Source organism: Pseudomonas sp. CCNWLW23, from assembly GCF_037095675.1.
In the GTDB taxonomy this organism is placed as follows: domain Bacteria; phylum Pseudomonadota; class Gammaproteobacteria; order Pseudomonadales; family Pseudomonadaceae; genus Aquipseudomonas; species Aquipseudomonas atacamensis.
The window spans coordinates 226,750-245,282 of sequence record NZ_JBAWKM010000001.1 but is presented as its reverse complement, the minus strand read 5'-3'; the positions used below and the strand labels follow the sequence as shown (position 1 = coordinate 245,282).

22 protein-coding genes and 1 other RNA gene are annotated in these 18,533 nt (G+C 60.7%); 12 read left to right on the top strand and 11 right to left on the bottom strand.

The genetic code is table 11. The annotated features are described in order from the left end of the window. Positions 1 to 37: 37 nt before the first annotated feature. Genes V8J63_RS01140 through V8J63_RS01125 form a run of 4 tightly spaced genes read right to left on the bottom strand, consistent with a single transcriptional unit; the run spans position 38 to position 2,884 of the window. Entirely contained in the window at positions 38 to 775 is a 738-nt protein-coding gene (locus tag V8J63_RS01140; RefSeq protein ID WP_130926508.1) for an amino acid ABC transporter ATP-binding protein, read from the bottom strand. Next, positions 762 to 1,412, bottom strand: a complete 651-nt coding sequence (locus tag V8J63_RS01135) for an amino acid ABC transporter permease (RefSeq protein WP_016772621.1) — start codon at positions 1,410 to 1,412, stop codon at positions 762 to 764. The genes V8J63_RS01140 and V8J63_RS01135 overlap by 14 nt, the downstream gene beginning before the upstream one ends. After that, a complete protein-coding gene (locus V8J63_RS01130) occupies positions 1,409 to 2,077 on the bottom strand; it encodes an amino acid ABC transporter permease (RefSeq protein WP_122612308.1) in 669 nt (222 codons plus the stop codon). Before V8J63_RS01130 ends, V8J63_RS01135 begins: the two co-directional genes overlap by 4 nt. A gap of 21 nt (positions 2,078 to 2,098) precedes the next feature. Next, entirely contained in the window at positions 2,099 to 2,884 is a 786-nt protein-coding gene (locus V8J63_RS01125; protein WP_123441794.1) for a transporter substrate-binding domain-containing protein, read from the bottom strand. A gap of 256 nt (positions 2,885 to 3,140) precedes the next feature. On the opposite strand from V8J63_RS01125, the gene V8J63_RS01120 reads away from it, so the two are divergent. From V8J63_RS01120 to V8J63_RS01095, 6 genes are all read left to right on the top strand, one after another. Continuing rightward, on the top strand, positions 3,141 to 3,848 hold the full coding sequence (locus V8J63_RS01120; RefSeq protein ID WP_073471078.1) for a FadR/GntR family transcriptional regulator: 708 nt from the start codon (positions 3,141 to 3,143) through the stop codon (positions 3,846 to 3,848). Between the two features lie 120 nt (positions 3,849 to 3,968). Further along, positions 3,969 to 4,298 carry a thioredoxin TrxA gene (gene trxA / locus V8J63_RS01115; protein WP_336463452.1) on the top strand — a complete coding sequence of 110 codons (330 nt, stop codon included), beginning with the start codon at positions 3,969 to 3,971 and terminating at the stop codon, positions 4,296 to 4,298. A gap of 248 nt (positions 4,299 to 4,546) precedes the next feature. Next, positions 4,547 to 5,806, top strand: coding sequence for a transcription termination factor Rho (gene rho, locus V8J63_RS01110; RefSeq protein ID WP_003229334.1), 1,260 nt, complete (start codon positions 4,547 to 4,549; stop codon positions 5,804 to 5,806). Between the two features lie 238 nt (positions 5,807 to 6,044). After that, positions 6,045 to 7,511: a 4-hydroxy-3-polyprenylbenzoate decarboxylase gene (gene ubiD / locus V8J63_RS01105; RefSeq protein WP_039757427.1), complete on the top strand. Its 1,467-nt coding sequence runs from the start codon at positions 6,045 to 6,047 to the stop codon at positions 7,509 to 7,511. Further along, complete coding sequence (locus V8J63_RS01100) at positions 7,511 to 8,479, top strand: CDP-6-deoxy-delta-3,4-glucoseen reductase (RefSeq protein ID WP_101161513.1); 969 nt, start codon at positions 7,511 to 7,513, stop codon at positions 8,477 to 8,479. Before ubiD ends, V8J63_RS01100 begins: the two co-directional genes overlap by 1 nt. 184 nt (positions 8,480 to 8,663) lie before the next feature. Further along, entirely contained in the window at positions 8,664 to 9,332 is a 669-nt protein-coding gene (locus V8J63_RS01095) for a gamma-glutamylcyclotransferase (protein ID WP_125925390.1), read from the top strand. On the opposite strand, the gene glpT is transcribed toward V8J63_RS01095, so the two are convergent. Together glpT and V8J63_RS01085 are read right to left on the bottom strand one after the other, a co-directional pair. Further along, complete coding sequence (glpT, locus tag V8J63_RS01090; RefSeq protein ID WP_024014747.1) at positions 9,308 to 10,657, bottom strand: glycerol-3-phosphate transporter; 1,350 nt, start codon at positions 10,655 to 10,657, stop codon at positions 9,308 to 9,310. The genes V8J63_RS01095 and glpT overlap by 25 nt on opposite strands. Before the next feature lie 257 nt (positions 10,658 to 10,914). Then, entirely contained in the window at positions 10,915 to 11,892 is a 978-nt protein-coding gene (locus V8J63_RS01085; RefSeq protein WP_336463451.1) for an NADPH:quinone oxidoreductase family protein, read from the bottom strand. Between the two features lie 150 nt (positions 11,893 to 12,042). Between V8J63_RS01085 and V8J63_RS01080 the strand changes: the two genes are divergently transcribed. Then, positions 12,043 to 12,450 (top strand): flagellar basal body-associated protein FliL, encoded by a 408-nt coding sequence (locus V8J63_RS01080; protein WP_056791694.1) that lies wholly within the window; start codon positions 12,043 to 12,045, stop codon positions 12,448 to 12,450. Between the two features lie 113 nt (positions 12,451 to 12,563). Here the strand turns inward: V8J63_RS01080 and V8J63_RS01075 are convergent, their stop codons facing one another. Next, the gene (locus V8J63_RS01075) at positions 12,564 to 13,016 is read right to left on the bottom strand and encodes an EVE domain-containing protein (protein ID WP_130889089.1); all 453 of its coding nucleotides are present in this window, start codon (positions 13,014 to 13,016) and stop codon (positions 12,564 to 12,566) included. A gap of 197 nt (positions 13,017 to 13,213) precedes the next feature. Between V8J63_RS01075 and V8J63_RS01070 the strand changes: the two genes are divergently transcribed. Beyond that, complete coding sequence (locus tag V8J63_RS01070) at positions 13,214 to 13,369, top strand: hypothetical protein (RefSeq protein WP_024014743.1); 156 nt, start codon at positions 13,214 to 13,216, stop codon at positions 13,367 to 13,369. 35 nt (positions 13,370 to 13,404) lie between these two features. On the opposite strand, the gene V8J63_RS01065 is transcribed toward V8J63_RS01070, so the two are convergent. The 4 genes from V8J63_RS01065 to V8J63_RS01050 form a co-directional block, all read right to left on the bottom strand. Next, complete coding sequence (locus V8J63_RS01065; RefSeq protein ID WP_016772631.1) at positions 13,405 to 14,010, bottom strand: 5-formyltetrahydrofolate cyclo-ligase; 606 nt, start codon at positions 14,008 to 14,010, stop codon at positions 13,405 to 13,407. 80 nt (positions 14,011 to 14,090) lie between these two features. After that, positions 14,091 to 14,269, bottom strand: a non-coding RNA gene (ssrS, locus tag V8J63_RS01060) — 6S RNA. A 30-nt stretch (positions 14,270 to 14,299) separates the two neighbouring features. After that, positions 14,300 to 14,617, bottom strand: a complete 318-nt coding sequence (locus tag V8J63_RS01055; protein ID WP_016772632.1) for a cell division protein ZapA — start codon at positions 14,615 to 14,617, stop codon at positions 14,300 to 14,302. After that, positions 14,614 to 14,823: a TIGR02449 family protein gene (locus tag V8J63_RS01050; protein WP_007911197.1), complete on the bottom strand. Its 210-nt coding sequence runs from the start codon at positions 14,821 to 14,823 to the stop codon at positions 14,614 to 14,616. Before V8J63_RS01050 ends, V8J63_RS01055 begins: the two co-directional genes overlap by 4 nt. Positions 14,824 to 14,948: 125 nt before the next feature. On the opposite strand from V8J63_RS01050, the gene V8J63_RS01045 reads away from it, so the two are divergent. Genes V8J63_RS01045 through V8J63_RS01030 form a run of 4 tightly spaced genes read left to right on the top strand, consistent with a single transcriptional unit; the run spans position 14,949 to position 18,533 of the window. Continuing rightward, positions 14,949 to 15,509 (top strand): YecA/YgfB family protein, encoded by a 561-nt coding sequence (locus tag V8J63_RS01045; RefSeq protein WP_016772633.1) that lies wholly within the window; start codon positions 14,949 to 14,951, stop codon positions 15,507 to 15,509. A 27-nt stretch (positions 15,510 to 15,536) separates the two neighbouring features. Beyond that, a complete protein-coding gene (pepP, locus tag V8J63_RS01040) occupies positions 15,537 to 16,871 on the top strand; it encodes a Xaa-Pro aminopeptidase (RefSeq protein WP_336463450.1) in 1,335 nt (444 codons plus the stop codon). Beyond that, a complete protein-coding gene (ubiH, locus tag V8J63_RS01035) occupies positions 16,868 to 18,055 on the top strand; it encodes a 2-octaprenyl-6-methoxyphenyl hydroxylase (RefSeq protein WP_095181278.1) in 1,188 nt (395 codons plus the stop codon). The genes pepP and ubiH overlap by 4 nt, the downstream gene beginning before the upstream one ends. After that, entirely contained in the window at positions 18,048 to 18,533 is a 486-nt protein-coding gene (locus V8J63_RS01030) for a DUF4442 domain-containing protein (protein ID WP_130889090.1), read from the top strand. The genes ubiH and V8J63_RS01030 overlap by 8 nt, the downstream gene beginning before the upstream one ends.

Below are 18,533 nucleotides of genomic sequence, written 5' to 3'. Positions count from 1 at the left end.
CTGCTCGCGAAGAGGGCATCACTGCCTCAGAAAATCTTCAGGCTGTCGCTTCCACCGTGCCAATAAAGTTCGCCAGCTCGGCCGTCTGCGGATTGGCAAACAACACCTTTGGATCGCCCACCTCATGCACCTTGCCATGGTGCATGAACACCAGTTTGTCGCCGACTTCCCGGGCAAAGCGCATCTCGTGGGTGACCATGATCAGCGTCATGCCTTCCTTGGCCAATTGCCGCACCACGCTGAGCACTTCATTGACCAGCTCAGGGTCCAGCGCCGAGGTGATTTCATCGCACAGCAGCACCTTCGGCGACATCGCCAAAGCCCGGGCGATCGCCACCCGCTGTTGCTGCCCGCCGGACAGACGATCCGGAAAGGCATCGAATTTCTCCCCGAGCCCGACTCGCTCGAGCATTTCCCGCGCCAGTTCGGCAGCCTTGGCCTTGGGTATTTTTTGCACCACTTGCGGCGCGAGCATGACGTTCTCCCCGACGGTCAGGTGCGGGAACAGGTTGAACTGCTGGAAGACCATGCCGACCTTCTGTCGCAGGCTGCGCAGATCAGCGCGGGCGGCGTCGAGGTATTCGCCGTCGACTTCGATCACGCCGTCGTTGATCGACTCCAGGCCGTTGAGTGTGCGCAACAGAGTCGATTTGCCCGAGCCGCTGCGGCCGATGATCGCCACGACCTGGCCTTCCTCGACGCTGAGGTCGATGCCTTTGAGTACGTGGTGATCGCCGTAGTATTTATGCAGGGCGGAAATTCTAAGCAGAGGCATGCAGTCTCCTTTCCAGGTAGCGCGCACTGAGGGACAAGGGGTAGCAGAGCAGGAAGTAGCCGAGGGCGACGAGGCCGTAGACCATGAACGGTTCGAACGTGGCGTTGGCGAGCATGCCGCCGGTCTTGGTCAGTTCGGTGAAGCCGATGATCGAGGTCACCGCTGTGCCTTTGACCACTTGCACCGAGAAGCCCACGGTCGGCGCCACGGCGATGCGCAGCGCTTGCGGCAGGATCACGTAGCGCAACTGCTCCAGCGGATTGAGCGCCAGGCTCGACGAAGCTTCCCACTGACCGTGGGGAATAGCCTCGACGCAACCGCGCCAGATCTCCGCCAGATAGGCGCTGGTGAACAAGGTCAAAGCGATCGCGGCGGCCATCCACGGCGAAATCTCGATCCCGGCCAGCGCCACACCGAAGAACACCAGAAACAGCTGCATCAACAGTGGCGTGCCCTGAAACAGCTCGATCCAGGTGCGGGCGATGCTGCTGGGCAGCGTGTTCTTGGAGATGCGCATCACCAGAATCAGCAGGCCGACGAGGCCGCCGCCGATGAATGCCACCAGCGACAGCGCCAGCGTCCATTGCAGGCCGGTGAGCAGGTTGCGCAGGATGTCCCAGAAAGTGAAATCGCTCATTGGCTGCTCCTCGCAATGAACCGCCGGCCGAACCAGTTGAGCAATTGGCGGATCAGCAGCGCCATGCACAGGTAGATCAGGGTAGTCAGCGCGTAGGTTTCAAAGGCGCGGAAGTTGCGTGACTGAATGAAGTTGGCGGCGAAGCTCAATTCTTCCGTGGCGATCTGCGAACACACCGCCGAACCGAGCATGACAATGATGATCTGGCTGCTCAGCGCCGGCCAGACCTTGCCCAGCGCCGGCAGCAGGACGACGTGGCGGAACGCTTCGAAGCGGGTCATCGCCAGTGCCGCTGCCGCTTCCAGCTGCCCGCGCGGAATCGCCTGGATGCCGGCGCGGATGATCTCGGTCGAATAGGCGCCAAGGTTGATCACCATCGCCAGCACCGCCGCCTGCCATTCGGAAATCTGCACGCCGAGCGACGGCAGGCCGAAGAAGATGAAGAACAGTTGCACCAGAAACGGCGTGTTGCGGATCAACTCGACGTAGACGCCGAAGATCGCCGAGAACGGGCGGATCTGCCACGCCCGCACCAGCGCCCCGACAATCCCGACGCCGACCCCGAGCAGCGCGCCGATGGCGGTCAGCTCCAGCGTGAACAAAGCGCCGCGCAGCAGCAGGTCGGTGTTTTCCACCACCGGCAAAAAATCGAACTGATAAGCCATGAAGGTCTCCCGCGCAGTCGATCAGAGATCGGCCGGCAGCGGCTCTTTCAGCCAGGTCTGCGAGTTCTTTTCCAGTGCGCCGTCAGCCTTGGCGGTGTTGAGGATGTCGTTGACCTTGGTCAGCAGCGCCGCTTCGTTCTTGTTCACACCGACGTAGACCGGCGAATCCTTGAGCTTCACCTTCAGCGCCGGCACGCGCTTGGGATTCTTCTCGCTGATGGCCACCATCACCACGTTGCCGCTGGCGATCAGATCGACTTGCCCTGCCAGATAAGCGGCGATGGTCGAGTTGTTGTCTTCGAAACGTTTGATGGTCACGCCTTCGGGGGCGACTTTGCTCAGCTCGATGTCTTCGATGGCGCCACGGGTGACGCTGATGGTCTTGCCCTTGAGGTCGTCGAGGCTGGTGATCGCAGCGTCTGGCGGGCCGAACACGGCGAGGTAGAACGGCGCATAGGCGCGGGAGAAGTCGATGACTTTCTCACGCTCGGGGTTTTTGCCGAGGCTGGAAATCACCAGATCGACTTTGCCGGTGGTGAGGAACGGGATGCGGTTGGTGCTGTTGACCGGGGTCAGTTCAAGTTTGACCTTGAGTTGGTCAGCGAGCAGTTTCGCCGTGTCGATATCCAGGCCGCGCGGCTTCATGTCCGGGCCGACCGAGCCGAACGGCGGGAAGTCCTGGGGCACGGCAACTTTCAGCGTGCCGCGTTTGACCACGTCGTCCAGACCGTCGGCGTGAGCGGGGGCCTGGCACAGCAGCAGGCCGGCAAACAGGGAAGCGAGGAGGGCGCTGTAACGCTGGGTCATGGACAATCTCCGGATCGGCGGGAAGTGGTTGCTGCGATCGGACAGAGCATGGGCCGTGCCAACAGGCGGATTTCGCCCCGGCAAGCCGCGGCACCAGCGGCTTCGTTCGGTCTTACTGGTCTGAACAGTCAACTCGGTTTTCGCACTGCGATGGCGCATCGGCAGTGCGCGCCGAACCCCGCTGGGGCACGACTTGCCGGACTCGACGAATAGCTTTACAACTAGCCGCATCTTGGCCCTGACGCGTCCGCACATCATGAATTCGATCTCCCGCGCCGTACCCGAAGTGGCGCTGCAAGCGATCCGCAAACTGATCACCGAACAGGGCTTCGGTGCCGGCGACGCGTTGCCTTCGCAACGGGATCTGGCGCTGCAACTGGGCGTCAGTCGGGCATCGTTGCGTGAAGCGCTGTCGTCGCTCAGTGCACTGGGCGTGGTCAGCATTCAGCCGGGCAAGGGCGTGTTCGTGCAGTCGCCGGTCGAATTGTCGCGCGGCGACAACGCGCCAGGCTGGTCGTTTGCGGCGCAGGCATCGCCGCTGGATATCTTTCAATTGCGCTATGCGCTCGAAGGGTTTGCAGCAGGTTTGGCGGCAGTGACGTTGAGCACGTTCGATCTGGATGCGCTGGAAGACAACGTTGCGGCCATGCGCGAGCAATTGAAGCTCGGCGACTTTGAGGCAGCGGCGAAACTCGACTTCGAATTCCACCGACGCATCCTTCTTGCCAGCGGTAATCAGGCGATGCTGAGCATTCTCACCGCCAGCGCCGAGATCTTTCTCGAGAGCCAGAAACTGCCGTTCATCCGCGCCGAGCGCGCCATGGAAACCTGGCAGGAACACCGCAAGATCCTCCGTGCCCTGGCCCGCCGTGCGTCGGGAGCAGCGCAAAAAGCCATGCAGGAACATGTGCGCAACGCCGCCCTGCGTACCGGAATCGCCTTCATCGCTCCCGCCACGGCGTGACTTGAGCTATATCCAAACTCATCAAGGGCCATAGCAACACTCAATCATCTGCGGCTTCCTGAACAAGGGAAGGGCGGCTATGATGGGCCACGTTTTTTTGCTTACAACCTGGAGAATTCCATGAGCAGCGATCTGATCAAACACGTTAGCGACGCTAGCTTCGAAGCCGACGTACTCAAGGCCGAAGGCGCTGTCCTGGTCGACTACTGGGCTGAATGGTGCGGCCCTTGCAAAATGATCGCACCGGTTCTGGACGAGATTGCCGAGATTTACAAAGGCAAGCTGACCGTCGCCAAACTGAACATCGACGAAAACCAGGAAACCCCGGCCAAGCATGGCGTGCGTGGTATCCCGACGCTGATGCTGTTCAAGAACGGCAACGTTGAAGCGACCAAGGTCGGCGCACTGTCGAAGTCGCAGCTGGCGGCGTTCCTCGACGCCAACATCTGAGCGTCGCAGTAAAACGCTGAAAAAAAGCCCCGCAAATCGCGGGGCTTTTTGCGTATTCAGGGCTAGACGCTCCGAAACTCAGGTGGTACATTCGGCCCCGCACTGGTTTCTCCAATGCCCCCTGCTAGCCGTCGCCGACGCACTCCTTTTCGAATTAGTTCGCGATCCTGTCGCCTTCTCCGCGGCGCGGCCTCATTAAGCCAAAAGCTTAATTTCCCCCCCTCCATAAATGATTACGTCATTCCTATATGAATCTGACTGAACTCAAGCAAAAGCCGATTACCGAACTGCTCGAATTGGCCGAACAGATGGGCATAGAAAATATGGCCCGTTCGCGCAAGCAGGACGTGATTTTCTCCCTGCTGAAAAAGCACGCGAAAAGCGGCGAGGAAATCTCCGGTGATGGCGTGCTGGAGATTCTCCAGGACGGCTTCGGCTTCCTGCGCTCCGCAGACGCCTCCTACCTCGCCGGCCCTGACGACATCTACGTCTCGCCGAGCCAGATCCGCCGCTTCAACTTGCGCACCGGTGACACCATCGTTGGCAAGATCCGCCCTCCGAAGGAAGGCGAGCGGTATTTCGCCCTGCTCAAGGTCGACACGATCAACTTCGATCGTCCGGAGAACGCGAAAAACAAGATTCTCTTCGAGAACCTGACGCCGCTGTTCCCGACGGTGCGCATGAAGATGGAAGCCGGCAACGGTTCCACCGAAGACCTCACCGGTCGCGTGATCGACCTGTGTGCACCGATCGGCAAAGGCCAGCGTGGTCTGATCGTCGCACCGCCGAAAGCCGGTAAAACGATCATGCTGCAGAACATCGCAGCGAACATCGCCCGTAACAATCCTGAAGTTCACCTGATCGTGCTGTTGATCGACGAGCGTCCGGAAGAAGTGACCGAAATGCAGCGCACCGTGCGCGGCGAAGTGGTTGCCTCGACCTTTGACGAGCCGCCGACCCGTCACGTGCAGGTTGCTGAAATGGTGATCGAGAAGGCCAAGCGCCTGGTCGAGCACAAGAAAGACGTGGTGATCCTGCTCGATTCCATCACCCGTCTGGCCCGTGCCTACAACACCGTGATCCCGAGCTCCGGCAAGGTATTGACCGGTGGTGTCGATGCCCACGCCCTCGAGAAGCCGAAGCGTTTCTTCGGTGCCGCGCGTAACATCGAAGAAGGCGGCTCGCTGACCATTATCGCCACCGCGCTGGTTGAAACCGGCTCGAAGATGGACGAAGTGATCTACGAAGAGTTCAAGGGTACCGGCAACATGGAACTGCCTCTGGATCGCAAGATCGCCGAGAAGCGTGTGTTCCCGGCCATCAACATCAACCGCTCCGGCACCCGCCGCGAAGAGTTGCTGACCGCCGACGACGAACTGCAGCGCATGTGGATTCTGCGCAAGCTGCTGCACCCGATGGACGAAGTCGCCGCCATCGAGTTCCTGGTCGACAAGCTGAAGACGACCAAGACCAACGACGAGTTCTTCTTGTCGATGAAACGCAAGTAATACGCTGGCGTTTCAACAAAGGACGCTCCCGCAAGGGGGCGTTTTTTTTGCCCCGAAAAATCTCGCGCCCATCACGGATATCTGTTGATGGGCCGATTTTGCGGCGTCGGCAGCGTACTCCCGAGTTCGAGGCCTGCGCCTTCGCCGCAGCGCGGGGGCCACAATCGAGCAATGACGGGCTGCTGTTTGCTCCTCAGAGCAGGTAGGATGTACGCCTATTTTGAGGGTGCCATCGTCAATGAAATTCAAGGATCTTCGGGATTTCGTGCAGCAGCTTGAGCAGCGCGGAGAGTTGAAACGCATCCAGATTCCCGTCTCGCCGGTGCTGGAGATGACTGAGGTGTGCGACCGCACGCTGCGGGCCAAAGGCCCGGCATTGTTGTTCGAGAAGCCCACCGGTTACGACATTCCGGTGCTCGGCAACCTGTTCGGCACCCCCGAGCGCGTGGCCATGGGCATGGGCGCCGAGTCGGTCAGCGAACTGCGCGAAATCGGCAAGCTGCTGGCCTTTCTCAAGGAGCCGGAGCCGCCGAAGGGCTTGAAGGACGCCTGGTCGAAACTGCCGATCTTCCGCAAGATCATTTCGATGGCGCCGAAAGTGGTCAAAGACGCGGTGTGTCAGGAAGTGGTCATCGAAGGCGACGACGTCGATCTGGCGATGTTGCCGGTGCAGACCTGCTGGCCCGGCGACGTCGGCCCACTGATCACTTGGGGACTGACGGTCACCAAAGGCCCGAACAAGGAACGCCAGAACCTCGGTATCTACCGCCAGCAAGTGATTGGCCGCAACAAGGTGATCATGCGCTGGCTCAGCCATCGTGGCGGTGCTCTCGACTTCCGCGAGTGGTGCGAGAAGCATCCGGGTCAGCCTTTCCCGGTGTCCGTAGCCCTTGGCGCCGATCCGGCAACGATTCTCGGTGCCGTGACGCCGGTACCGGACAGCCTCTCGGAATATGCTTTTGCAGGGCTCTTGCGCGGTAACCGCACCGAGCTGGTCAAGTGCCGTGGCAACGATCTGCAAGTGCCGGCCACCGCCGAAATCATCCTCGAAGGCGTGATCCATCCCGGCGAAATGGCCGACGAAGGTCCGTATGGCGACCACACCGGTTACTACAACGAAGTCGACAGCTTCCCGGTGTTCACCGTCGAGCGCATCACCCACCGGATCAAACCGATCTATCACAGCACTTACACCGGCCGTCCGCCGGATGAGCCGGCGATTCTCGGCGTGGCGCTGAACGAAGTGTTCGTGCCGATCCTGCAGAAGCAGTTCCCGGAAATCACCGACTTCTACCTGCCGCCGGAAGGCTGCTCGTACCGCATGGCCGTGGTGACGATGAAGAAGTCGTATCCGGGGCATGCCAAGCGCGTGATGCTCGGCGTCTGGTCGTTTTTGCGACAGTTCATGTACACCAAGTTCGTTATCGTCACTGACGACGATATCAACGCCCGCGACTGGAACGACGTGATCTGGGCCATCACCACGCGCATGGACCCCAAGCGCGATACGGTGATGATCGACAACACGCCGATCGACTACCTCGACTTCGCCTCGCCGATTTCCGGCCTGGGCTCGAAAATGGGCCTGGATGCCACCCACAAGTGGCCGGGCGAAACCACCCGCGAGTGGGGCCGCGTAATCGTCAAGGACGACGCCGTCACCCAACGGATCGATGCCATCTGGAATCAGTTAGGAATAGATTGATGCGTGTAACCCTGCAGCCTTCCGGAGCCGTGCTCGAGATACAGCCCGGTGAGCGGATTCTCGACGGTGCGCGGCGCTTGGGCTATGACTGCCCGCAAAGCTGCCGCAACGGCAATTGCCACGTGTGTGCAGCGCTGCTGGTGGAGGGCCGCGTCGAGCAGGCCGGCAAAGTCCACGATCATGGCGAGTTCTACACCTGCATCGCCGCACCGCTGGAAGACTGCGTGCTGTTGTGGGATGGCGTGCTCGCACTCGGTGAATTGCCGGTGCGCAGCCTGTCGTGTCAGGTCATCGAGTGCCGCGAGGTCGGCGGCGACACCTGGCGCGTGCGCCTGCGGGCACCAGCAGGCAAGCCGCCGCGCTATCACGCTGGGCAATATTTGATGATCGAGCGCGAGAGCGGTGAGAAGTCGGCGTTCTCCATGGCTTCGGCACCCCACGGCGGACGTGATCTGGAAATCCATGTGCTGGCGCGCGAAACCAGTGCGTTGAGCCTGATCGAGCAGCTGCAACGCAACCCGATGGTGCGTGTCGAGCTGCCCTTTGGCGACACACATCTTGCGGAGCTACCCGACGGTCCTCTGGTGTTGATCGCCGCCGGCACCGGCATGGGCCAGATTCACAGTCTGATCGAACATTGCCGAGCCGAAGGCTTCAAACATCCAGTGCATCTGTATTGGGGCGTACGCCGCCCGGAAGATTTCTATCAGATCGAGCACTGGGACGAATGGCTGAAGCTGCCCAATCTGTTCCTGCACAAAGTGGTCAGCGACCAGTGCGGCTGGGAAGGGCGCTGCGGGATGTTGCACGAGGCGGTTTGCGAGGATTTCCCCGATCTGAAGCCGCTGCACGTCTATGCCAGCGGTTCGCCGGCGATGGTCTATGGCACGCTGGACGCGCTGGTCGAGGCGGGGATGGATGCGCATCAGATGCGCGCCGACGTCTTCGCCTATGCGCCGCGCTCCTGAGACTTATAACTTGGTATATAGCCGATCGGTATTTACCTTAAACAGTAAATATCGCTAGGTTATATATGAATCAGGCAATTAATCAGTGGCACTTAATTTGCCTTAAAACATATGTGCCTTATTGTTACAGCGGTGCGTTCTATTAAGTAATTCTTCACCCGCGGGGAGCTGAACGCTATTCGCCATGAGCGCCATTGAAAACGCAATTCTGAACCTGGCTTACCCTCCGCGGCTCGATCTTGGGCCGCAGCTGACGCACGAACAACTTCTCGCTTCCATGCAATCGACCATGGCACGCCACAAGGGCGGGCCGGTGTGGCTGTTCGCGTATGGCTCGCTGATCTGGCGGCCGGAATGCACGGCAGTTGAGCGCATGCGCGGTCGCGTGCATGGCTACCATCGTGGCTTGTACCTGTGGTCCCACGAGCATCGGGGCACCCCGGAAATGCCCGGTCTGGTGTTCGGTCTGGATCGTGGCGGTTCATGCAGTGGCTTTGCCTACCGCTTGCCGGAAGACAATCTCGATACCGCGCTGTATGCGCTGTGGAAACGCGAGATGCCGTTTCCCTCGTATCGCCCGCACTGGCTCAATTGCCGGCTCGAAGATGGCACTCAGGTGCAGGCCTTGGGATTCGTTCTGGAGCGTCACCTGCCGAGCTATGCCGGCAACTTGCCGGATCATGTGCTCAGCCAGGTGTTCGCCAACGCCAGCGGGCGTTACGGCACCACTCGCGATTATGTCGAGCAGACCGCGCACGCCCTGCGCAGCCACGCCATGCCAGACCGCAATCTGGAGGCGCGGCTCAAGCGCTGTAAATCACACAGCGATCAGGCGACCGCTTCACGGCTCTGACTGGCGACTTGCTTGTGCCACAGCGTTGGCGCAAGGAAGGCCATCGCCAGCAGGCAAGCGCCGACCAGCAGGACGAAACCGCCATCCCAGCCGAAGTGGTCAACGGTGTAGCCCATCGCCGCACTGGCCGCGACCGAACCCCCCAGATAACCGAACAGACCGGTGAAGCCCGCTGCGGTACCGGCGGCTTTCTTCGGCGCCAGTTCCAGCGCTTGCAGGCCGATCAGCATCACCGGACCGTAGATCAGGAAGCCGATCGACAGCAGGGCGATCATGTCGACCATCGGGTTGCCGGCCGGATTCAGCCAGTAAACCAGGGTCGCGACAGTCACCAGGGCCATGAACACCATGCCGGTCAGGCCACGGTTGCCACGGAAGATCTTGTCCGACATCCAGCCGCACAGCAGCGTGCCCGGGATGCCTGCCCACTCGTAGAAGAAATAGGCCCACGAGGTCTTATCCACGGTGAAGCCCTTGGCTTCCTTCAGGTACGTCGGCGCCCAGTCCAGCACGCCGTAGCGCAGCAAGTAGACGAAGACGTTGGCCAGAGCGATGTACCAGAGCATTTTGTTGCGCAGCACGTATTTGACGAAGATTTCCTTGGCGCTGAATTCGTCTTCGTGGCTGGCGTCGTAGCCTTCCGGGTAATCGTTCTTGTACTGCTCGATCGGCGGCAGGCCGACTGATTGCGGGGTGTCACGCATGGTGATGAAGGCGAACACCGCTACGCCCAGCGCGACCGCTGCCGGGACGTAGAACGCCGCGTGCCAGTCATTGAACAGGCCCATGCCGATCAGGAACAGCGGGCCGATCAGACCGCCGCCGACGTTATGCGCTACGTTCCACACCGAGACCACGCCGCCGCGTTCCTTCTGCGACCACCAGTGCACCATGGTCCGCCCGCTCGGCGGCCAGCCCATGCCCTGCGCCCAGCCGTTGATGAACAGGAGAATGAACATCATCGTCACGCTGGACGTTGCCCACGGCGCGAAACCGAAAATGAACATCACCCCGGCCGAGACCAGCAGACCGAACGGCAGGAAGAAGCGCGGGTTGGAACGGTCGGACACCAGGCCCATGAGGAACTTCGACAAACCATACGCAATGGCGATCGCCGACATCGCCAGACCGAGGTCGCCACGGCTATAGCCTTCGTCGATCAGGTACGGCATGGCCAGGGAGAAGTTCTTGCGCAGCAGGTAGTAACCGGCGTAGCCGATAAAGATACCGGCGAAGATCTGCCAGCGCAGGCGGCGGTAGGTGCTGTCTATTTTTTCTTCAGGCAATGGAGCCTGATGTGCGGCAGGACGAAAGAAAGCAAACATTCAAGAGCTCCAGTTTTCTTGTTTTGACTGCGGATGCGAATGTTACAGTTTCGTTACCGAAAATAGCATCGCTTCACGTCGGCAAAACAGCGGAAATTTGGGCAGATGAGCGTTCCTTTATGAACATGTCGCTCTGAGATAAGAAGGCGGCGCTGAGGGGATGGTGGCTCGGGTGGGTTTCTGCGGTTTGACGTATGGAAGAGGCAGACCTCAACGGTAAAGCGATCCGGATGGTTGCTCCGGATCGCTCCATGTTGTTAACGAACCTGAACGACAACCTTGCCCACAGCCTTGCGCTGGCCGAGATCATCGATTGCCTGCGCGGCATTGTTCAGCGGATATACCTGCGATACCAGCGGTTTCAGCTTGCCCTCGGCAAACCAGGCGAACAGCTGCTGAAAGTTGGCTGCGTTGTCCTGGGGCTGGCGCTGGGCAAAGGAGCCCCAGAACACGCCGAGCACCGCCGCGCCTTTGAGCAGGGCGAGGTTGACCGGCAGTTCGGGGATGCGTCCGCTGGCGAAGCCGACCACCAGCAGGCGGCCGTTCCAGGCGATGGCGCGGATGGCCTGGTCGAACAGGTCGCCGCCGACCGGGTCGTAGATCACGTCGGCGCCCTGGCCGTCGGTGAGGCGTTTGATCTCTTCCTTGAGGCTGGCTTCGCTGTAGTTGATCAGTTCATCGGCGCCGGCAGCCTTGGCCACCGCGAGTTTCTCGGCACTGCTGGCGGCGGCGATCACGCGGGCGCCCATGGCTTTGCCGATCTCCACCGCGGCGAGGCCGACGCCGCCCGACGCGCCGAGCACCAGCAGGGTTTCGCCCGGTTGCAGGTTGGCGCGTTGTTTGAGCGCATGCATCGACGTGCCATAGGTCATGCTGAATGCAGCGGCGACGTTGAAATCCATCGACGGCGGAATCGGCAGGACGTTGTAGCCCGGCACCGCCACCTGCTCGGCAAAACTGCCCCAACCGGTCAGCGCCATGACCCGGTCGCCGACTTTCAGATGGCTGACCTTTTCCCCGACTTCGCGCACCACGCCCGCCGCTTCACCGCCTGGCGAAAACGGGAAGGGCGGTTTGAACTGGTATTTGCCCTCGATGATCAGCGTGTCGGGGAAATTGACTCCGGCAGCGTGCACGTCCAGCAGGATTTCATTCTTCTTGGCGACAGGGCTGGCGACGTCTTCCAGCACCAGCGATTCGGCAGGGCCGAAGGCTTTGCACAGCACGGCTTTCATCAGGGCTATTCCTTTGGGAGTGATGGCCGATAAGTGTAGGTGTGTGAATCAACGGGTCAACGAGCATGCCCGGCCCTGATAGTCAGCCATAAGCTTGTGCTTGCGCGGCGGGTCGTTATGCTAGGCCGCAAACCGGATAAGGAGCGAATTGTGAAAGCGTGGATCATGTTGTTGCTGGCCCTGTCTCTGCCTGTGGCAGCACTGGCCGAAGAAGCCAAAGAAGGCGAGGCGCCGAAGGTCAATTACATCACCCTGAGCCCGCCGTTCGTCGGCAACTATGGCCTCGACGGCACCGCCAAGCTTAAGGTCTACAAGGCCGATGTGGCCCTGCGCGTAACTGGCGAAGAGGCGACCAAACTGGTCAAGGCCAACGAGCCGCTGATCCGCAATCAGCTGGTGGCGTTGTTCACTCAGCAGTCGACCGAGGCGATGGGCAGCATCGAGGGCAAGGAAAAGCTGCGTCAGGAAGCGTTGAAGCAGACCCAGCAGGTCATGAATGACGAGACCGGCAAGCCTGTTGTTGAGGATCTGTTGTTCAACAACCTGATCATTCAGTAAGTCATTCGCTGTCCGGGCTGGCCTCTTCGCGAGCAGGCTCGCTCCCACATTGGACTGCATGTTCCTGTGGGAGCGAGCCTGCTCGCGAAAGCTATTTATCCGGCATAAATGAATCAGGGTTTGAGCCCGATAACCGCCGTCCACTGTTCTGGTGTAACCGGCATCACCGACAACCGTGAGCCCTTCTGCACCAATGGCATCTCTGCCAGCGCCGTCTGCTGCTTCAGATAATCCAGCTTCAACACCCGTTTGAACGTCTCGACATGCTCGACATCGATCGCGCTCCAGGCATTTTTTTCTGCTGTAGCCTTCGGATCGAAGTAATGGCTCTGCGGCTCCAGCGCCGTCGGATCGGGATACGCTGCTTGGATAATTTTGCCAATCCCGGCAATCCCCGGCTCGGGGCAGCTGGAATGGTAGAAAAAGAACTCGTCACCAACGGCCATCGCCCGCAGGAAATTGCGCGCCTGATAATTGCGAACCCCGTCCCAGCGCGCCTTGCCGAGCTTTTCCAGACCCTTGATCGAGAGTTCGTCGGGCTCTGATTTCATCAGCCAGTAGGCCATGTCGTATGCTCCTGAAGCGGTCATTGGGCAGGTTGTCGGGCAATTTTATGACAAACCGACAGTCGGTTGACGTCAGCGTTTGCGCACAGGTTCACGTTGCCGCAAAATGCCGGCCTTTAAAGCTTGACGCTGCTGCACGGCCTACGAACGGAAACCGCTGCTGTCATCGTGATGATGTGCCTTGAGGGGGGCAATCGATGAAACGCAAACCGGATTTGCTATGGACTTTGGTAATTTTGTTTGGCCTGGGCGTGGTAACCACCGGTTACGCGCAGAGCCTGTGGGCGAACAAGACCGACGCGCCGATTGAAGTGGCGCAACAGGTGCAACAGTCGACCGCTTTCAAACGCTGAACCTGTCTCTTCGACGCCGCTGGTCCCTGCGGCGTCTACTCTGCGAAATACCACGCCTTGTCGGTGACCGTGCCTTGTAACGGAACATCCCAGCTCGCCTGCGCCAGACGTTCGACCTTCTGACACTCATGGGCCAGGCCCAGCAGCGTCGGCTTGCGCCAGTTCTTGCGCCGAGCCAGATAGGCGAGGCTGCGATCATAGAATCCGCCGCCCATGCCCAGGCGCCCGCCGACATCATCAAACCCCACCAGCGGCAACAACACCAGATCCAGCGCCCAGACCTTGCGTTGCCGAGCCAGATTGGCCCGGGGCTCGAGGATGCGGAAACGATTGGGCGTGAGCTTTTCGCCGGGGCGGATGCGCTGGAAGACCATTTTCGTTCGTGGCCACGCGCTGAGTACCGGCAGATAAGTCGCCTTGCCGCGACGCTGGGCTTCGCGCAGGAGCAGGCGCGGATCGATTTCACCGTCGGTGGGCAAATACAGAGAGATATGTTTCGCCCGGCGAAAGTGCGGGTCTTGCGCCAATTGCCGGAACAGGCCTTTGGCAGCCCGGCGTTGTTCGCCCGGCGTCAGTGCGCGGCGCGCCTTGCGCAGCAGGCGGCGGAGTTGCGGGCGGGGCAGCAGCGCGGGTTCGGTCATGGTTCGGCTTCGGCAGGTGGATGCAAAAACGTACGCATAAAAAATCCGATGTCGGCATACACCGACATCGGATTCGAATCAGGCTCCCCGGATGAACCGCTGTCAACTCAGCCCTTGAACCCGAAAGTTCAAGGTGGAAGAAGCAGTAGACTTTAAGGCTTTCCGTCTAGCGGACATGCACACCAGCCCAACGTGCAACTTCCAGGGTAGTGCGAATCGGCTCCGGGACATCGTCAACTGGCAAGCACCCCAGGGAGTGCCGCGAGTATACCTCAAGCTGTCAGTCGAATCAGCCCTTGGCGGTGTTCTGATCGTCGGCCAGAACCAGATCGACACGATCGAGCAAGTCGCGTACCTGTTCGCGGGTCGAACCGCTGGCCTGGATATCCGGGCGCTCTTCTTTGTGCAACAGGTCGTGGGTGATGTTCAGCGCGGCCATCACGGCAATGCGATCGGCGCCGATGACTTTGCCGCTGCTGCGGATCTCGCGCATCTTGCCGTCCAGGTAGCGGGCGGCACTGACCAGATTGCTGCGTTCTTCCGGCGGGCAGATGATCGAATACTCTTTGTCGAGGATCTGCACGGTAACGCTATTGCTTGAACTCATGAGTCTTGCTCCAGGGCCTTGAGGCGCGAAATCATCGATTCGACCTTACGCCGGGCGATTTCGTTTTTTTCAATGAGGTGAGCGCGTTCCTCGCGCCAGGTTTTTTCCTGAGCTAGTAAGAGTGCGTTTTGACTCTTAAGTTGCTCGACTCGGCCAATCAGCAGTTCGAGTCTGGCCATCAGCGCTTGCAGGTCGGTGTCTTCCATTGGGTCCACGTGTTCGTCTGATGGGTGGTGACTGGCGGACAGCCTTTAATGGTCTTGGCGGGGCTGTCGATGTAGGATACAAGGCCTTCATTCTAGACATAGCGCCGTCTGGCGCCTAGCTGCCCATGACCATTGCGAATTCCCCGTACCAAGCCTTTGCCACCCTGCTGACTGCCAGCGGCCACAACGTCTCGCCTGCCGAACTGCACGGCGTGCTGCTCGGGCGCAGTTGCGCCGGGGCCGGCTTCGATCACGAAGGCTGGCTGATCGACGCCGCCGAACTGCTCGAAGGCGACATCCAGGACAACGTCCGCAACGCCCTGATCGGCCTGCAGGAGATGGTCAAAGGCGAGCTGACCGGCGACGACGTCACCGTCGTTCTGTTGCTGCCGACCGACGATGCGCCGCTGGCCGACCGCGCTGCTGCACTGGGCGAGTGGTGCCAGGGCTTCCTCAGCGGTTTCGGCCTGAACTGCCGCGACAGCAGCATGCTCAGCACTGAAGCCACCGAAGTGCTGCAGGATCTGGCAGCCATTTCCCAGGTGCAGGACGCGCTGGAAGAATCCGAAGACGGCGAATCCGACTACATGGAAGTCATGGAATACCTGCGCGTCGCGCCGTTGCTGCTGTTCTCGGAAACCAAAAAAGCCGATGTGCCGCCAGCCGCCAAGCCGTCGCTGCATTAATCGCGTGCCAGGGAAAGCCATCTGCCCATGACCCACATCCCCAAAGCGGAATACAGCCGTCGCCGCAAGGCCCTGATGGCGCAGATGGAACCCAACAGCATCGCGATCCTGCCCGCCGCCGCGGTGGCCATCCGCAACCGCGACGTCGAGCATGTTTACCGTCAGGACAGCGACTTCCAGTACCTCAGCGGTTTTCCCGAGCCACAAGCCGTCATCGTTCTGATGCCCGGTCGCGAGCACGGCGAGTACATCCTGTTCTGTCGTGAACGCAACGCCGAACGCGAATTGTGGGATGGCCTGCGCGCAGGGCAGGAAGGCGCGATCCGCGAGTACGGCGCCGACGATGCTTTTCCGATTACCGACATTGACGACATCCTCCCAGGCCTGATCGAAGGCCGCGACCGGGTGTATTCGGCGATGGGCAGCAATCCCGAATTCGATCGGCACCTGATGGACTGGATCAACGTGATCCGCTCCAAGGCGCACCTCGGCGCGCAGCCGCCGAATGAATTCGTTGCCCTGGATCATCTGCTGCACGACATGCGCCTGTATAAATCGGCGGCAGAAGTGAAGGTGATGCGCGAAGCCGCGCGGATTTCGGCGCAGGCGCATATCCGCGCGATGCAGGCCAGTCGTCCGGGGCTGTATGAATACAGCCTCGAAGCCGAACTGGATTACGAATTCCGCAAGGGCGGGGCGAAGATGCCGGCCTACGGTTCGATCGTCGCCGCCGGGCGCAACAGCTGCATCCTGCATTACCAGCAGAATGACGCGCTGCTCAGGGACGGCGATCTGGTGTTGATTGACGCCGGTTGCGAGATCGACTGTTACGCCAGCGACATCACCCGCACGTGGCCGGTCAACGGCAAGTTTTCGCCGGAGCAGAAGGCGATCTACGAGTTGGTGCTGGCTTCGCAGGAAGCGGCGTTCGCCGAGATCGCCCCCAACAAGCACTGGAACCAGGCGCACGAAGCCACGGTGCGGGTGATCACCGCAGGTCTGGTCAAGCTTGGCTTGTTGCGGGGCGAGGTTGACGAGTTGATCGCAAGCGAAGCCTACAAGGCTTTTTATATGCACCGCGCCGGCCACTGGCTGGGCATGGATGTGCATGACGTTGGCGAGTACAAGGTCGGCGGCGAATGGCGTGTGCTGGAGGTCGGCATGGCGCTGACCGTGGAGCCTGGCATCTACATCGCGGCGGACAATCAGAACGTGGCGAAGAAATGGCGCGGTATTGGCGTGCGTATCGAGGATGACGTGGTCGTGACCCGATCCGGTTGTGAAATCCTCACCAGCGGCGTGCCAAAAACCGTCGCCGAGATCGAAGCGCTGATGGCCCAAGCAAGGACACACGCAGCATGAGTCGAGTCAATCTGGCAATCATCGGTGGCGGTCTGGTCGGCGCCAGTCTGGCGTTGGCGTTGCAGGCCGGGGCCAAGGCGCAGGGCTGGAAAATCGTCCTGATCGAACCGTTCGCCCCCGGCGACAGCTGGCAGCCGAGCTACGACGCCCGCTCCTCGGCGTTGTCGTTCGGCTCGCGGCAGATTTATCAGCGCCTGGGCGTGTGGCAGGAAATATCCCGCCGCGCCGAGCCGATCAAACAGATTCATGTCTCCGACCGTGGCCGTTTCTCCACCGCGCGCTTGTCGGCGATGGAAGAGGGTGTGCCAGCGCTCGGTTACGTGGTGGAAAACGCCTGGCTCGGCCAGTGCCTGTGGCAGCACCTCGACAAAGACGTGATCACGTGGCGCTGCCCGGCGGAAGTCACGCGCATGGAACCGTTGGCCGATGGCTACCGCCTGACCCTCAACGACGAAACCACACTGGAATGCGATCTCGCGGTACTCGCCGATGGCGGCCGCTCCGGGTTGCGCGAACAGTTGGGCATCAACGTGCGCAAGCGCCCGTACAACCAGAGCGCACTGATCGCCAACATCACCCCGAGTGAAGCGCACAACGGCATGGCCTTCGAGCGCTTTACCGACGAAGGCCCAATGGCCCTGCTGCCGCTGCCGGACAATCGCTGCGCGCTGGTCTGGACCCGTCTGGGCATGGACGCGCAGCGTCTGACTGAATTGAGCGAGCGTGATTTTCTCAGCGAGCTGCAAGGCGTGTTCGGTTACCGCCTCGGCACTTTGAAACAGGTCGGCGCACGGCATCTTTATCCGCTGTCACTGATCGAAGCTGAAGAACAGGTGCGCTCGCATCTGGCCGTACTTGGCAACGCCGCACACAGCCTGCACCCGATCGCCGGCCAGGGCTTCAACCTGTCGCTGCGTGACGCCGATGCCTTGGCTGCCGCGCTGCTTGCGAGTGATAAGCCGCTGGGCGACTTCGCCACGTTGCAGGCCTATCGCGAACGGCAGCGCCTCGATCAGGACCTGACGGTGGGCTTCTCCGATCAGGTCACGCGCCTGTTCGGCAGCACCCAGCCGCTGGTGTCGCTGGGGCGCAATCTCGGCCTGCTCGGCCTCGACCTGCTGCCGCCAGCCAAACGCTGGTTCGCCCGGCAGGCGATGGGCCTGGGAACCCGTCCGGATGCTTGAGTGGCTGAGCAAAAAATTCGGCAAGGCACGATTGATGCGCTGGGTAATGACCTTCTACCCGCCGTATCTCGGCGCCGGAGTGCACGTTCGGCACATCAGTGACGACTTTCGCGATGTGCAGGTGTCCATGGGGTTGGGCTGGTACAACCGCAACTATGTCGGCACCCAGTTTGGCGGCAGTCTGTATTCGATGGTCGACCCGTTCTTCATGTTGATGCTCATGGAAAACCTCGGTCCGAAGTACATCGTCTGGGACAAGGCCGCCGACATCGATTTCATTGCGCCGGGCAAAGGCCCGGTGTTCGCCCGGTTCAACATCGACCAGACCCTGCTCGACGAGATCCGCCGGCAGACCGCCAACGGCGATAAATACCTGCCGCAGTTGCAGGTCGACATTCATGACGGCGCCGGCAACCTTGTGGCGCGGGTCGGTAAAACCCTTTACGTGCGGCTCAAGCCGCAAGCGAGACAGGCCTAA